Origin of the sequence: Thermogemmatispora onikobensis, from assembly GCF_001748285.1 — a bacterium.
In the GTDB taxonomy this organism is placed as follows: domain Bacteria; phylum Chloroflexota; class Ktedonobacteria; order Ktedonobacterales; family Ktedonobacteraceae; genus Thermogemmatispora; species Thermogemmatispora onikobensis.
This window is the reverse complement of sequence record NZ_BDGT01000011.1, coordinates 41306-54871: the sequence shown is the minus strand read 5'-3', so window position 1 is coordinate 54871 and position 13566 is coordinate 41306. Positions and strand designations below refer to the sequence as shown.

12 protein-coding genes are annotated in these 13566 nt (G+C 62.7%); 4 read left to right on the top strand and 8 right to left on the bottom strand.

What is annotated here, in order from left to right; all coding sequences use genetic code 11:
- Window positions 1-348 precede the first annotated feature (348 nt).
- Together BGC09_RS07030 and BGC09_RS07025 are read left to right on the top strand one after the other, a co-directional pair.
- Complete coding sequence (locus tag BGC09_RS07030; protein ID WP_069803188.1) at window positions 349-972, top strand: cyclodeaminase/cyclohydrolase family protein; 624 nt, start codon at window positions 349-351, stop codon at window positions 970-972.
- Window positions 969-1862, top strand: coding sequence for a bifunctional 5,10-methylenetetrahydrofolate dehydrogenase/5,10-methenyltetrahydrofolate cyclohydrolase (locus BGC09_RS07025; protein WP_069803187.1), 894 nt, complete (start codon window positions 969-971; stop codon window positions 1860-1862). Before BGC09_RS07030 ends, BGC09_RS07025 begins: the two co-directional genes overlap by 4 nt.
- Window positions 1863-1949: 87 nt before the next feature.
- Here the strand turns inward: BGC09_RS07025 and BGC09_RS07020 are convergent, their stop codons facing one another.
- On the bottom strand, window positions 1950-2351 hold the full coding sequence (locus BGC09_RS07020; RefSeq protein ID WP_069803186.1) for a globin family protein: 402 nt from the start codon (window positions 2349-2351) through the stop codon (window positions 1950-1952).
- A 564-nt stretch (window positions 2352-2915) separates the two neighbouring features.
- Here BGC09_RS07020 and BGC09_RS07015 point away from each other — a divergent pair.
- The gene (locus BGC09_RS07015; RefSeq protein WP_141727671.1) at window positions 2916-4976 is read left to right on the top strand and encodes a hypothetical protein; all 2061 of its coding nucleotides are present in this window, start codon (window positions 2916-2918) and stop codon (window positions 4974-4976) included.
- A gap of 147 nt (window positions 4977-5123) precedes the next feature.
- Here BGC09_RS07015 and BGC09_RS22515 read toward each other — a convergent pair whose 3' ends face one another.
- Window positions 5124-5273: a helix-turn-helix domain-containing protein gene (locus BGC09_RS22515; RefSeq protein ID WP_141727670.1), complete on the bottom strand. Its 150-nt coding sequence runs from the start codon at window positions 5271-5273 to the stop codon at window positions 5124-5126.
- 311 nt (window positions 5274-5584) lie between these two features.
- Here BGC09_RS22515 and BGC09_RS07010 point away from each other — a divergent pair, with 311 nt between their 5' ends.
- Window positions 5585-6229: a type 1 glutamine amidotransferase domain-containing protein gene (locus tag BGC09_RS07010; protein ID WP_069803230.1), complete on the top strand. Its 645-nt coding sequence runs from the start codon at window positions 5585-5587 to the stop codon at window positions 6227-6229.
- Between the two features lie 94 nt (window positions 6230-6323).
- On the opposite strand, the gene BGC09_RS07005 is transcribed toward BGC09_RS07010, so the two are convergent.
- The 6 genes from BGC09_RS07005 to BGC09_RS06980 all read right to left on the bottom strand — a co-directional run bounded on the left by BGC09_RS07005 (window position 6324) and on the right by BGC09_RS06980 (window position 13565).
- Window positions 6324-6824: a hypothetical protein gene (locus tag BGC09_RS07005; RefSeq protein ID WP_069803184.1), complete on the bottom strand. Its 501-nt coding sequence runs from the start codon at window positions 6822-6824 to the stop codon at window positions 6324-6326.
- Window positions 6825-6905: 81 nt separating this feature from the next.
- Window positions 6906-8438, bottom strand: a complete 1533-nt coding sequence (locus BGC09_RS07000) for a hypothetical protein (protein WP_069803183.1) — start codon at window positions 8436-8438, stop codon at window positions 6906-6908.
- Window positions 8439-8677: 239 nt separating this feature from the next.
- Window positions 8678-9523, bottom strand: a complete 846-nt coding sequence (locus tag BGC09_RS06995) for a class I SAM-dependent methyltransferase (RefSeq protein ID WP_069803182.1) — start codon at window positions 9521-9523, stop codon at window positions 8678-8680.
- Window positions 9524-9586: 63 nt separating this feature from the next.
- Window positions 9587-10045, bottom strand: coding sequence for an SRPBCC family protein (locus tag BGC09_RS06990; RefSeq protein ID WP_069803181.1), 459 nt, complete (start codon window positions 10043-10045; stop codon window positions 9587-9589).
- Window positions 10046-10054: 9 nt separating this feature from the next.
- Complete coding sequence (locus BGC09_RS06985; protein WP_069803180.1) at window positions 10055-11017, bottom strand: XdhC family protein; 963 nt, start codon at window positions 11015-11017, stop codon at window positions 10055-10057.
- Between the two features lie 172 nt (window positions 11018-11189).
- Complete coding sequence (locus BGC09_RS06980; protein WP_069803179.1) at window positions 11190-13565, bottom strand: aerobic carbon-monoxide dehydrogenase large subunit; 2376 nt, start codon at window positions 13563-13565, stop codon at window positions 11190-11192.
- Between the last annotated feature and the right edge of the window lies 1 nt (window position 13566).

The window sequence follows — 13566 nt, the reverse complement described above, 5'->3', positions numbered from 1 at the left end:
CTTAGTAAGGCGAGATGCTTCCTCTTCTCGCTAGAAGACCCGGCATGGCTCAAGCAGTGGTCCAGCCCCAACCCTAACAACCTGCCTACCTCTTCCAGCTAAAGCACCGGCGCCGTTACCTGTAGCTGGGCTGGAAGCGTGCCCTGAGCCACGTCGATCCCCAAACGGTGGCTCAAGGTCAGCCTCTCTCATCCTCAAGCTTCCAGGCCCAGCCTGCACCCGCCGCACCAGCAGGCACGAGAGCACGCGCAGCATCAATAGTTCTGTGCTATAATGTCCCACAAAACGCCTGTCCCTCTGGGATACTGCAGACAGCCAATAGCTACTGCTCTTTGCAAGGACATGTACATGTATCTAGATCAATCCCTACGGGAGTATCTTAATGACCTCTCTTCCTCTCAACCAACACCCGGGGGCGGCTCCGCTGCGGCGCTGAGTGGAGCGATGGGTGCGGCCCTTGCCAGCATGGTCACCCGACTCACTATTGGCAAGAGTGGTTACGCCGATGTACAGGATGAGATCGAAGACATTCTACAGAAGACAGAGGAATTGCGCGAGCGATTCCAGCAACTCATACAAGAGGATAGTGACGCCTACGAGCGACTGGCCATGAGTTTTCGGCTTCCCAAAGGGAACGCTGAAGAGAACGAGGCTCGCAGCCGCGTCATTCAGGTACGCCTCCATGAGGCGGCCCTGGTGCCCCTGGAGGTCGCCGAGCGGGCGGCGGAGCTGATGGGTTTCTGCGTGCGCCTGGCCCAGATTGGCAACAAGAACGTCCGCAGCGACATCGCTGCCGGGGCCGCCCTGGTGGTGAGCGCGGCCCAGGGCGCGGCCTGGATGGTGCGCGTCAATGTGCGCTCGCTCAGAAACCAGCAGTTGGTCGAGCAGCTGCAGGGGCGCCTGGAGACGGCCCTGCAGCAAGTGGAGACGGGCCATGCCGACGTGGTTCGCCTGGTAGGAGGGGCCTTGTGAGCGCAACGATTCTCGACGGGCGCGCCCTCAGCAGCGAGATTCGGGGAGAGCTGCGGGACGAGATCGCTCGCTTCCGTGAGCAGCAAGGATACCCGCCCGGTTTGGTGATTGTGCGCGTGGGCGGCGACGCAGCTTCCGGCGTTTACACCAAGGCTATCCTACGCCTGGCTGGCGAGATCGGCGTGCAGGCCCGTTTAGAGGAGCTGCCAGCGCTGACAAGCGCCGACGAGCTGCGCGCCCTGCTGCTTCAGCTCAATGAGGACCAGCGTACCCACGGCATCATCGTGCAAATGCCCTTGCCCGCCCATCTCTCGCAGAAGATGGTCGCCGATACGGTGGCACCAGCGAAAGATATCGATGGCATCAGCCCAGGTAGCGCCGGCAATCTCTTCCTGGGCCTCCCTAGCTTCCTGCCATCGACCGCCGCCGCCGTCATGGAGATTCTCGATCGCTATCGGATACCGCTAGCAGGCAAGCGCGTGGTGATACTGGGACGCAGCAATGTGGTGGGTAAGCCACTGGCCTTGATGCTGCTCCAGCGCAACGCTACGGTAAGCGTCTGCCATTCGCGTACGCGCGACCTGACCACGCTGACGCGCCAGGCCGATGTGCTGATCGCCGCTGTCGGACGCCCACGCCTGGTGACCGCCGAGATGGTGCGCCCGGGAGCGGTGGTCATCGATGTCGGGATCAACGCCTTGCCAGAAGGGGGGATCGTGGGCGATGTGGACTTTGAGGCGGTGCACGAGGTGGCTGCAGCCATCACCCCAACGCCGGGCGGCGTCGGCCCGTTGACGAATGTGATGCTGCTCAAGCAGTGCGTCCGCGCCGCCTGGCTGGCCAACGGGCTGGCGGAGGAGAAGCCGGACCTTTCCGTGCCCCAGTCTTAAGGGAAAGACCCAGCAAGGTGGGGGGAGGGAGGGGCATTCGCACCCAGGAGGGCAAATAAGCAGTGCGATGCCCCCCCACGCAACGTGCTATGGTTCACCAGCAGCAATCATCTGGGAGCTGATGACCTCAAAAGCCTGTACCCAGGCATCTTGCATGGCCGGCGTGAAACGCGGCCCAAGAAAGTCGACAAAGGTGGCAATCAGGGCTTGCCCAACCAGGGGATAGTGCTCCGGTTGCACACCATAGCGATAATGGCGTTCACCCAGCTTGTGTAGCACCGGCACAAGGTTCTCCCCACGCTCAACGCCAGCGACCACGGCGGCGAGCGTGGCCATGAGAGCGCTTTCCTGGCGCCGCATGTCGGTGTTGGCAAAGAGCGGGCGCGTTTGCGGATAGGTCGCGAAAAGGCGTTCGTAGAACTGGCGCGCGAAAGCTTCTTTCTGAGGGGCAATCAGCCCAAAGCTTTCTTTGAGCAAGGGCGCATTCATGGCGCGTCGCCTCTCTTCCTTTCTTGTCTCTCTTGCTATCCGTCCTTCCTTCACCTCTCGCGCGGCAACAGGATCAGACAGCCCCAGATCGCTGGCGCCCTTGCTCGCCGATCCCGCTCGCTGCCCTGCCCTGCATCAGCCGCCAGGCTGGACGCTATTGTTAATTATGCCCAATCCGTTTCTCTGGTTATACAGTATCATTTTCTATTTCCCCCGTAAATGAGTAGAATAGCTAATTCTCACTTCAAATATTTATGCATTGTGCACAATATTCGGCGGCCCCCGCCTGGATCGGTTCGCTCCTCTCATCAGCACCAGCCGCGCACGGCGACTATATAGACTAATGTCTATATGAAGATGTCCCGCCCTCTCAGCGGGACATCTTGCTTTCGCGCTGTCACTCAGCTATACTACTACTGATAAAAGGAGGTTGGGGCGCGTCCCCCGCGCCGGGTGAAGCAGCGTCTTCCTCCCCTATCCCCTGTGCTTGTTGTCCTGCTCCTTTCTTCTCCTCAGCAGCAGGCCCAGGCCAGAGACTCCCCCACCAAGCAGGAGATTCCCCTCATGGTTCGTACTCTTCCCAATCCCCTGAGCGCCGCTCTCAACAGCCTTACGCGCCGCCCAGTCCTGACTCTCAACGTCGCCGACCATGTCCTCCACTACGCTCCTTACCAGACCCCGGGGACCCCTGAGAGCTGGCACGACGCCTGTCTCGCCAGCGATGGCAGCATCGTGCGTGTCCGTCTGGCGCGCGCCAGCTCCTTTCTTACCGGGACATTCCAGGTTCAACGCATCACTGATCCTGCTCAGGCCAGCCAGTGGGCTACCAGCGCCTGGGTGACGCTACCGGGCGCGGCTGGCGTTATGAATCAGGACGGCAGTTGCGCTGTTGCTAACTGTGGGGGGCTGCTGCGGGCTTTCGCTCAGCGTGGCAGTGGCGGCAACCAGCTCTGGGTCTGGACCTCAGCCAACAATGGCCTGAGTTGGAGCGGCCCGACAACTGTGCTTTCCCCACCGGGCAACGCTCTGATCAAAGGTATTGCCTGCGCTGGCACCAACGATGTCTTTTTTCTCTACGATGTCGTTGGTGGCGAAGCCCTGGGTTGCTCTTTTTTCAACGGCACTGGCTGGTCCAGTCTGCAGAGCTGGTCACTGCCACCGTTGGGAGCCGGTGGCGGACTGGCCAGCGCCTGCTCTGGCTCCCTCTACACGCTGATTTACTCAGATAATTACTCGCTGAGCACCTGCACCTTCAACGCCGCTAATGGGCAGTGGAGTTCTGGCGTGGCGATCGCCCCGGCTACGACTACCGCTATTATGCGCCTGGCTCCGCGCCTCTCCTTCGCGGATGGCCTCTACACTCTGAGCTGCGTCGAGGCCGACAGCGGCAACCTGACCGGCTCAGTCTACAGCTACCCACGACTGCGCCAGTCGCTGGACCTGGTCCACTGGTCAAATGGGACTATTCTGCACATGCTGTCCTGTACCTATGGGGCCGTCGTGTTGCCCGTCGCCAGTCCCGCCAGTGGAAACGCAGGTCCGCGCTCCTACGTCCTGACGATGCCAACGATCGCCAGCGCCCCCCTCTTCCAGAGCACTAACCCTCAGCAGTCTCTCGATCTCTCGCCCGCTGTGCTGGCCTATCGGCGCCTGGAGCGCCCAGGCCGTCCCGCTCGCTTAGAGGTGCTGCTGGACAACAGCGGTGGCAGCTATAACGCGCTGGTCAGCAGCGCTGGTAGCTACCGTCCACTCGGCCCGGGAGCCACGCTGACCCTGAGCGAAGGCTACTACGCAGGTACGCCGCCTTCTCCGACGCAGATCAAGACTGGCAGCTATGTCCTGAGTCAGCTCCACTTTCTGCGCTCTCCCCAGGAGCATCGCCTCTTGCTCGTCGCCAACGATCGCACGCGCCAGCTCGATCTGCTCGCCCGCTACCAGAACAGCTACAATGGCCAGACGCTGGCCTTTCTGATTAGCGAGGTCTGCGCCCGGGCTGGCCTCTTTACCATCGCTCTTCCCGCTACCGACCAGCTGAGCCAGACTATTCCCTCTTTTGTCATCCAGGCAGGCCAGCCTTACCGCGCGGCCCTCGACGAGCTGTGCAATACATACGGGCTGGTCTACTTCCTCGACCAGGATGAGGTCCTGCGCTTCCGCGAGCTGAGTAGCGGCGAGACCCCTGTCTGGTCCTACCAGCCCGAGATCGAGCTGCTCAGTATCGGCAGTAGCGACGAGCGCGCCAACCATATCATCGTCAGTGGCAGGCCACCGGCCAGTGGTTCGCCTCAAGCTTTGACGACCGCCGAGGCCTACGACGATCTCCATGTACAGCAGGTGGGCTGCGAGCGCCTGCGCTACCACATTGACCACAAGCTGACCACTACCAGCCAATGCGCTCAGAAGGCGGCCTTCTTGCTGGCTCAGGAGCAGCGCGCCGCCAGTCGCCACCGCATCACTGTGCCGCTGAATCCAGCGCTACAGCTCTTCGATGCAGTGACGCTGATCGATAGCCTGGCACCTACGGGCAGCGGCCAGAATCTGACCTGTCGCATCAGCGGCCTGACGGTCCGCTACGCCGCTCAGCAGGGTCTGGCAGAGATGCAGCTTGAGCTGGAAGGTCTTTAGCGTTTCAATTTTCAATCCCCTTTCAATCCCAGAGCGGGCTAAACAGGCATTCTGACGGTACCCTTCCTAAAATAGCATCGCAGGCGGCCTCAGTCAAGCCTTTTCGAGCATCCCAAAAAAACGGTCATCAGTGACCGTTTTTTGCGGTCATGATGCCAGCCACTCTGGCCCTGGCACGGCCTCCTGCACAATCTGGTTGTAAAGTTCCTTGTTGCCGCGGTGCCGCAGAAAGAGCGGCTCACCCACGGCGGCCTCCAGCGCCGTCAGGTGCTGGGTCACCGCAGGCAGCATCAGCAAGAGGGCCTACGCCACCCCGAAGACAGCTCCGGCGCGGTAGATGGCAGCAAAGCAAAGCAGCGGTACCACTCCAGATTAATCATAAACTTATATCATCAGAAAGACTATTTGCTTTATAGCCGGGCCACGATATAGAATGTCAGCGGAGCGGCGCGCCAAAGCACCGAAGAGGAGACGCAGCGTTTCCAGCGAGTGGGCGTCGCTCAATCGTGGTAAGATGCATCTCTCTCTGTGCAGAGCACAGCTTGCCTTCCTAGCCGAGACCCGAAGAAAGGAGTGAGTTCTCTGTGGCTCAACCGCGTCGTATTCTGATGGTAGTGACTGGTCACGATCGCATTGACGACGAGCACCGGACCGGGATCTGGTTTGAGGAATTCGCGGTTCCCTATCAGGCTTTCAAAGAGCAAGGCTGGCAGATCACAGTCGCCAGCCCGCGCGGTGGCAGCGTGCCCGTTGACCCGCGCAGCGAACCCAAGGAGGAAGAGGCCCAGAAGTACGCCGAGGCCCGGGCCCAGCTGCAGAATACGCGGCCCCTGGCTGGGCTGAATGCCGCCGATTACGACGCCATCTTCCTGCCTGGCGGGCATGGCGTGATGTTCGATCTGGCCGAAGATACGACTCTGCACCGCCTGCTTGGCGACTTCGAGGGTCAGGGCAAGGTCATCGCCGCTGTCTGCCACGGTCCAGCGGGCCTGGTCGGGGCCCGGCGTGCCGATGGCCAGCCACTGGTGGCGGGTAAGACCATCACGGCCTTCACCGACGAGGAGGAGCGCGCCACCGGGCTGGATAAGTTTATGCCCTTCCTGCTGGAGACGCGCCTGCGCGAGTTGGGGGCCAATTTCGTGACCCGCCCCAATTGGTCCGACCACGTGGAGCGCGATGGGCTGCTGATCACGGGCCAGAACCCACAATCGAGCGCCAGCATCGCGCACGCTGTGATCGAGGCCCTGAGCTAGGCTATACCAGGCTACAGGACCCCGTGGGCGCCCGGCTCTTCATTCGAGCGAGTCGGGGCGCCCTTTTCTTCGTCGTCATTCTTCCTGATCTCGCTCAGGCTTTGCCTGCCCGTCGGCGGCGCTGCTCGGCCATCCTGCGCCGATGCTCCAGACGGCGACGACGGCGCTCCCGGCGCCGGGCCGCTTCCAGCTCTGGATCGCTCTCCACCGTCTCCAACGTCTGACTGCCGCTCCTCGCCTGATCACCACCGGAGGCCACAGCAGCCTCTCCCACACCCTGGCGGGGTACCGCCCGTCCTCGCGTGGCCATACGCACCACCATCACGGCCAGGACCAGGGAGATGATGAGTAAGGCAAAAGAGGCCCCGAACAGATAGGGCGTTACCGAGGAGGGCAGCAGCGTCGTTCTGGCCAGAGCACTGATGAAGAAGACCAGCGCCAGCAGCAGGTACTCGCTGCCCGTGAGAATATTGACCTGCTGCAGGGGGCGCATCCCTGGCTGGGCGCGTAAGCGGCGACGCCCAACCACCAGGTTATACCCCCCCAGGGCCACAAAGAAGAGACCAAAGATGACAAGAATACGTGGATCATTCATAAGTATACATACTCACTCAATGAGAGTAAGAGTAATCGCTGCCTGGTCAATTGCGCAAGCCCGGTGGGGCGAAGACCAGCGTCACGACCAGCCTGTCCGGCTGGCATGTGCACGCTCATACTGCCAGCGCAAGGCCAGTGCCAGGAGCAGAGAGAGCAGCGGCCCCGTCACGAGATTCAGACTGAACGTGAGCGGATCAAGAATGCGCAGCGTACGGAGTGGCAGCGCGATATCGGCATGGGGAATCTGCAACAGGCCCGCCAGACCTTGAAAGATCCAGAGATCAGGAGCCAGCACCAGCGCCAGGCCCAGCAAGGCCGCCAAGAGCAGGTAGGATGGCCAGCCTGGCAGCGCCGGCTCTCCTCCAGAGGCAGCAGCCGTTCCAGTCGTCTCCTGACCATAGGTGGTCAGGAGGAGCAAGGCCAGAGCAGCACCATTCAAGACCACTGGCTCCAGGGCCAGGACATCGAACATGGTCCCATTGCCGAGGAAGAGCGGGATGCGCCACAAGAGCGAGAAAATAATCAGGGCGGCGTCGGGCCGGCTCAGGTCGATATGAATAGGCACCTGCCAGGGCAAAAGCGCCGACAACAGGCGCAGCGTTGGGAAAGGACCGGGCGCAAACTGGTAGAGGACAAACATGGCATCGTAGGCCGCTGCGAAGAGGTAGCCCACTACCGTCGGCAGGAGCGCCAGAAACAGAACGGCGATCGCATAGCTCAGCAACGGACGGCGAGTCGGCCTTGAATCCGCCACCGTCTCGCCAGCATCCGCAGCCTCCCCCGCTTCTCCCGCCTGCTCTCCCTCTGCTTCGTCCTCTCTATCCTGCCCGTCGATGATTCGAGCCGCTGCCTGAGCGGTCTCAGAGGAAGCGCTCACCGTTTCCCGGGCTGGCACTTCTATTGCGCCCTCGTCAGTTCTGAGAGAAACCGCCAGCGCCGACTCCCCGGAATCTGCTCCTCCTTCTTCCTCTTCCGAGGTCTCTCCTTCTTCAGCCTGAGCAAAGACCTGGTCTTGCCTCACCTTCGCGGCAGCCTCCGAGCGGGCCGGTAGTGGCCGTAACGGGGCGAAGGCCAAATGGCCGAGCGCGGCCCCGACGACACTCAGCACCAGCGCAAAGAGGGCCACCAGGCCCCAGGTACTCAAAAAGGCCAGGCGCAGCTCGGCCTGAGCCAAGAGCGTCGACAGCACCGAGGGATAAGTCAGGGCGGCCCCCAGATGACACAGCGCCAGAATAGCGCCGGATAGGGCCGCCTCCAGCAGGCCGGGACGCTGCAAGGTGCGCAGCTTACGAATGGCCGTCACCAACAGGCCACAGCCGGGAGCAGCCAGCACCGCCACAGGCACCAGCGCCGTTGAGGGCTGGACATTCAAGCGGGCAATAATAGCGAAGAGCAGGCCCACTACGGTCACCACTTCCACCGCCAGCCAGTCGGGTCCACTTTTTGCCCGAGGCTGGCTCTTCCCTTCAACGAGAGCAGTTTCCGGCGTGGCTGTCGCAGCCGTCTCGCCTGCCTGTCGCTCCGCCGGCTCAGAAGCAGCAGGCTTCTCCTCGGCGCCTTCCTGGGCCTGGGGAGCGGCAGCAGTGCGCTCAGAATGTTCGGATTCTTGCATGCAGACGCTCAGCTCCTCATGGACAATCTGCCAGGATAGTAGCACATTGGGGGCAGGGCGACAAGGGTCAGACCACAAGGAAGCCAGCCAGTTCGTCAGGAGACGGTTACAGCAGTAACGCGAGAGGAGGATGAGGAGCAGCCGGCCAACCTGCTCGTGGGCAGGTTGGCCGGACGGAACGAGCGAGTCAACAGCGTGGCCAAAGAGGGCAGCCAGCGCGCCCTCCTGGCCAGTACCACTCAGGGGTCTGCTCTCTCCGCCCCGGGGAACCAGATAACGGCGCTCACCATCTCACCGCCTGGGACCACCAGCTCATCGTTGTCAGGAACCAGCCAGTTTGCCAGGAAGCTGCGCAATTCGCGGCGCGTCGCCTCATCGTCGGGCAGAAGTTGCTGCTCAAGCATCTCCTCCACTGCATCATCAAGCGAGGAATAGCGCAGCGAGATCGGCGTCTTCACAATTTCCACATTGGCATAGATGCCCATCTCAAAGAGGACATCCAGCAAGTGGATATAGGTCGGAGAGCGGGCTCGCTCCGTGTGATGAAAATGGCGCCAGACGGGAGCCGTAAAGTCATCGAAGTGGGTAGCGCGCATGTAAATATAGCACGTTCTCCGGGCCGCAGCGCGCAGCTTTTCGACGAAGGGGACCACCTCGCGGATCGGATAGAGCACATGACTGCAGAGCACCAGATCAGCACGCAGATCGGCAGGAGCTGCCTCCCAGGTCGCTTGAATGGGCACGATGTTGTTCACCCCGCGCTCCCCCGCCTCCTGACGCAGATAGCTCAGCATAGTGGCATTGGGTTCGACCGCGTAGACCACCCGTACCAGCGGTGCCACAGCCAGAGCGAAGCGGCCCGTTCCGGCTCCCACATCCAGGACGCTCAGCGTCGGCTCCAGCCCCTGGCGCACGCGCTGAAAGAATGGATCACTCACAGCACGTGCGCGCGTGCTGCGATGGAAGAAGCGCGCGCGCCGGTCCCAATAACCGGCACTGGAGCGCCCCAGGCGGGCATAGATCGCCTCCATCTGCTGTGCGCGCGCATCATGAATAGCATACCAACGCTCAATTGCGCTCTCCATAGCCCCCTCTCTGCTCAGCAGCTGCTCGCGGAGCCAGGCACGACCCTGGGGCGCGGAGCCTCCCTAGCTCTGCGAGGTCCCGCCTGGCTCCAGCTTTGTCTTTAAACAGGCAAAGAATTGGCCAGTCAGCTTCTCAGCGGTTCCTTGCAAGAGGCGCGCCCCCACGCTGGCGATCGTCCCACTCACAATCACTTTGGCCTCCCAGTCCATGCGCGTCTGATTGCTATCGACCGCCGTCAGGTGCATATCGCCCGAGAGTTCCACGGCGCTCCCCGGCGCCTTCCCCCGCGCCTTCACCACCATGTGATCCGGCTCATGCATCTCGGGCCGCGTTACATCCAGCGTAAACCTGGCCTTCACGGCCCCAATGCCGACGCTGACCACGGCCTTCCAGTGCTCCTCTCCGAGCACTTCGAGACTCTGAAAGCCGGGAGCGCATTCAGCGACTTTGTTGACATCCAGCAGGAAGGCCCAGACCTTATCGATCGGGGCGGCGATGGTCTGCGAACCAGAGAAATCCATAGCGACCTGTCACCTTTCGTGTGTTGCGTGTGCCTTGGGCGCAAGATAGCGCTGCGGATCGCTTTCGAAGAGCCGCCTGCAGGCGGGGCAGCAGAAATAGAAGGTCTGCCCTTGATAGGTGCTGCGCTGCCTGGCGGCGACTACTTCTACTATCATACCACAGACCGGATCAATGGCGGTCGCAGGCGCCGCCTCGACAACGGCAGGCGACGCTGCTGCGGCTGGCGCCTGGGCGGACTGGCGCCGGCGCACCTGAACCAGCTCGGCCAGGATACTGGCAGCAATCTCTTCGGGTGTGACCGCCCCCAGATCAAGACCAGCGGGCGCCCTCAGGCGAGCAATGACGTGTTCCTCCAGGCCGGCCTCGCGCAGGTACTGGCGACAGGCCTCGGCCCGCCGGCGGCTGCCAACCATGCCTACATACCAGGCGGGACTGCGTAGGGCGCGGGCAACGGCCTCTTCGTCGTATTCGCCATGTGTGGCCACCAGGACAGCGCTGCGCTCGTCGGGCTGCATGCTGACCAGGCCGCCCTCGTCGATCTGGACAACGCCAAAGTCGAGGACGGGCGCCAGGCGCGCGAGAGCCGCTACGACCGGAGAGGCGCCAATCAGGAAGAGACGCGGCGGCGGTAGATGTGGTTCCATATAAATGTCTAGAATTCCTCCGCTGCTACAGGTCATGGGGAAGACGCGCACTCCAGAACCGGTGCGCGTAAGACCAGCCTCCGGCGCGCCCAGGCGCAGGAGATAGGGGTCGCCCCCTTCGTGGAGGAGGCGCAGGGCCTCGCGCACGACCACCGGCTGGGCACAGCTACCGCCGATCCAGCCGCTGATGCTGCCATCGGCCTGGATCAAAGCCCGCGCCCCTGGCTTGGCCGAAGTGGGCCGCTCGCACCAGACCACGGTCGCCAGGACAAAGGGCTTGCGCGCCTGCTCCAGACGCTGGGCCAGCTTGAGCACATTCTCAGGCATACCGTTTCCCTCCGGGCAGCCAGCACCGGCGACCGGCTGCGCCAGGCGGCAAGCAGCGTCTATCTATCTGTCTGCTTGTCTGCCTGCTTGTCTGCCTGCTTGTCTGCGCCTGGCTCCGGCCTCCGGTCTGGCGGCTGCCATCATCCACCTGGTTGGGTTGCTGAGGGCCACACTACGCTGTGGCAAGCCCTTTCTCTTTGAGAATGGCCCAGACCTTCCACGGGGTGATGGGAATGTCGATGTGGCGTACACCAACGTGCGCCAGGGCATCGACCACCGCATTGGCGATGGCCTGCGGAGCGCCCACTGTCGGGGACTCGCCCACGCCCTTGGCCCCAATGGGATGGTGTGGCGAGGGCGTCACCGTGCGATCCGTCTCCCAACGCGGGGTCTCTATCGCCGTCGGGATCAGGTAGTCCTGGAAGTTGCTTCCCAGGACATTCCCGTCCTCATCGTAGGCCAACTGCTCGTAGAGGGCCGGCGCCAATCCCTGGGTCAGGCCGCCGTGAATCTGCCCCTCGACGATCATCGGGTTGATGACCGTGCCGCAGTCGTCGACGGCCAGGAAGCGGCGAATGTGCACCTCGCCGGTGCCACGGTCGATGTCGACAACGCAGATGTAGCTGCCAAAGGGATAGGTCAGATTGGGGGGATCGTAGTAGTTGACGGCCTCCAGGCCCGGCTCCAGATAGGGCGGGCAGTTGGTATAAGCGGCAAAGGCGATCTCCTGGATGGTCTTCCCTTTGCTCGGGCTGCCGCGCACATAGAAGCGGCCCGGCTCCCATTCGAGGTCTTCTTCGCCTACTTCGAGCAGATAGGCCGCGATCTTGCGCGCCTTGTCGCGGATCTTGCGCGCGGCCACGGCGGTGGCGGCCCCGCCGACGGGAGTGCTGCGACTGGCGTAGGTACCCAGGCCGTAAGGGGCGGTATCGGTGTCGCCATGCTCGACGTCGACGTCGTCGGGCGAGATACCCAGCTCGGCGGCGATGATTTGGGCAAAGGTTGTCTCGTGCCCCTGGCCCTGCGTCTGGACACCGATGCGGGCCAGCACTTTGCCGGTGGGATGGACACGGATCTCGCAGCTATCAAACATCTGGATGCCAGCGATGTCGAAGTGCTTGCCGGGACCAGCCCCGACGATCTCGGTAAAGGAGGAGATGCCGATGCCCATCAGCTCGCCGCGCGCTCGCTTCTCGGCCTGTTCGCGGCGCAGCTCCTCGTAGCCGATCTTCTCCATCGCCAGGCGCAGGGCACGCTCATAGTTGCCGCTGTCGTAGGTCCAGCCCAGGGCCGAGCGGTAGGGAAAGGCTTCGGGCTTGATGAAGTTCTGCAGGCGGATCTCCGCGGGATCTTTGCCCACCTCACGCGCCAGCGTGTCCATCATGCGCTCGATGAGATAGGAGGCCTCCGTGACGCGGAAGGAGCAGCGGTACGCGATGCCGCCGGGGGCTTTGTTGGTGTGCACGGCATCGACAGCGACGTGCGCCTGCTTGAAGTCGTAGGAGCCGGTGCAGATGTGGAAGAGGCCAGCGGGGAACTTGGTCGGCTGGGCCGCCGCATCAAAGGCTCCGTGATCGGCCAGGGTGTAGACACGCAGCGCCTTGACGGTGCCCTCTTTGTCAGCGGCGATCTCCGCGTGGATGTGGTAGTCGCGCGCAAAGCCGGTGCTGGTCAGATTCTCGGTACGATCCTCGATCCATTTGACCGGCCTGCCAGTCTTGAGGGCTGCGACGACAGCGCAGACGTAGCCGGGATAGATGGGAACTTTGTTGCCGAAGCCACCACCGACGTCGGGCGAGATGACACGGATGCGGTGCTCAGGCAGGCCGGAGACGATGGCGAAGAGCGTGCGATGGGCATGCGGAGCCTGCGAGGTCATCCAGACGGTCAGCTTGCCGGTGGCCGCGTTGTAATCAGCCACACAGCCACAGGTCTCGATGGGCGCCGGGTGGATACGCGGGACGTACATGTCCTGACGCACGACAACGCCGTTCTGCTCGGCCTCGGCAAAGGCGGCATCGGTGGCAGCGCGGTCGCCGGTCTCCCAGTGGTAGATCTGGTTGGTCGGCTGGCGATCCTTCTTGTCAGGCCGCAGCAGTGGAGCGTCGGGCGCCAGCGCTTTGTGAGGATCGACGACGACGGGCAGGGGCTCGTAGTCGACTTCAACCGCGGCTGCGCCATCGGCGGCAGCGTAGCGGCTCTCGGCTACAACAAAGGCGACTTCCTGCATCTGGTAGAGGACGCGATCGACGGCCAGCACGGCCTCGCTATCGCCGGAGAGCGTCGGCATCCAGGCCAGGCCGGCGGCCTCCAGGTCTTTGCCAGTAATGACGGCGACAACGCCCGGCACCTGCAGGGCCTTGCTGATGTCGATGCCCTTGATCAGGGCATGGGCGTAGGGGCTGCGCACAATGTCGGCATAGAGCATGCCCGGGAGCTGGATATCGTCGACGTAGTTGCCCTTGCCGCGAATGAAGCGCGCATCTTCCTTGCGCTTGTAGGGTTCTCCCAGGCCGTGGACGTGTGGGCCTGCACTGGTGGTGGTCATG

What these genes read in the sequence shown, in the direction of transcription:
- BGC09_RS07030 (WP_069803188.1), top strand. Translation starts at nt 349, where the DNA reads ATGTATCTAGATCAATCCCTACGGGAGTATCTTAATGACCTCTCTTCC.
- BGC09_RS07020 (WP_069803186.1), bottom strand. Translation starts at nt 2,351, where the DNA reads ATGAATGCGCCCTTGCTCAAAGAAAGCTTTGGGCTGATTGCCCCTCAG.
- BGC09_RS07015 (WP_141727671.1), top strand. Translation starts at nt 2,916, where the DNA reads ATGGTTCGTACTCTTCCCAATCCCCTGAGCGCCGCTCTCAACAGCCTT.
- BGC09_RS07010 (WP_069803230.1), top strand. Translation starts at nt 5,585, where the DNA reads ATGGTAGTGACTGGTCACGATCGCATTGACGACGAGCACCGGACCGGG.
- BGC09_RS07005 (WP_069803184.1), bottom strand. Translation starts at nt 6,824, where the DNA reads ATGAATGATCCACGTATTCTTGTCATCTTTGGTCTCTTCTTTGTGGCC.
- BGC09_RS07000 (WP_069803183.1), bottom strand. Translation starts at nt 8,438, where the DNA reads ATGCAAGAATCCGAACATTCTGAGCGCACTGCTGCCGCTCCCCAGGCC.
- BGC09_RS06995 (WP_069803182.1), bottom strand. Translation starts at nt 9,523, where the DNA reads ATGGAGAGCGCAATTGAGCGTTGGTATGCTATTCATGATGCGCGCGCA.
- BGC09_RS06990 (WP_069803181.1), bottom strand. Translation starts at nt 10,045, where the DNA reads ATGGATTTCTCTGGTTCGCAGACCATCGCCGCCCCGATCGATAAGGTC.
- BGC09_RS06985 (WP_069803180.1), bottom strand. Translation starts at nt 11,017, where the DNA reads ATGCCTGAGAATGTGCTCAAGCTGGCCCAGCGTCTGGAGCAGGCGCGC.
- BGC09_RS06980 (WP_069803179.1), bottom strand. Translation starts at nt 13,565, where the DNA reads ATGACCACCACCAGTGCAGGCCCACACGTCCACGGCCTGGGAGAACCC.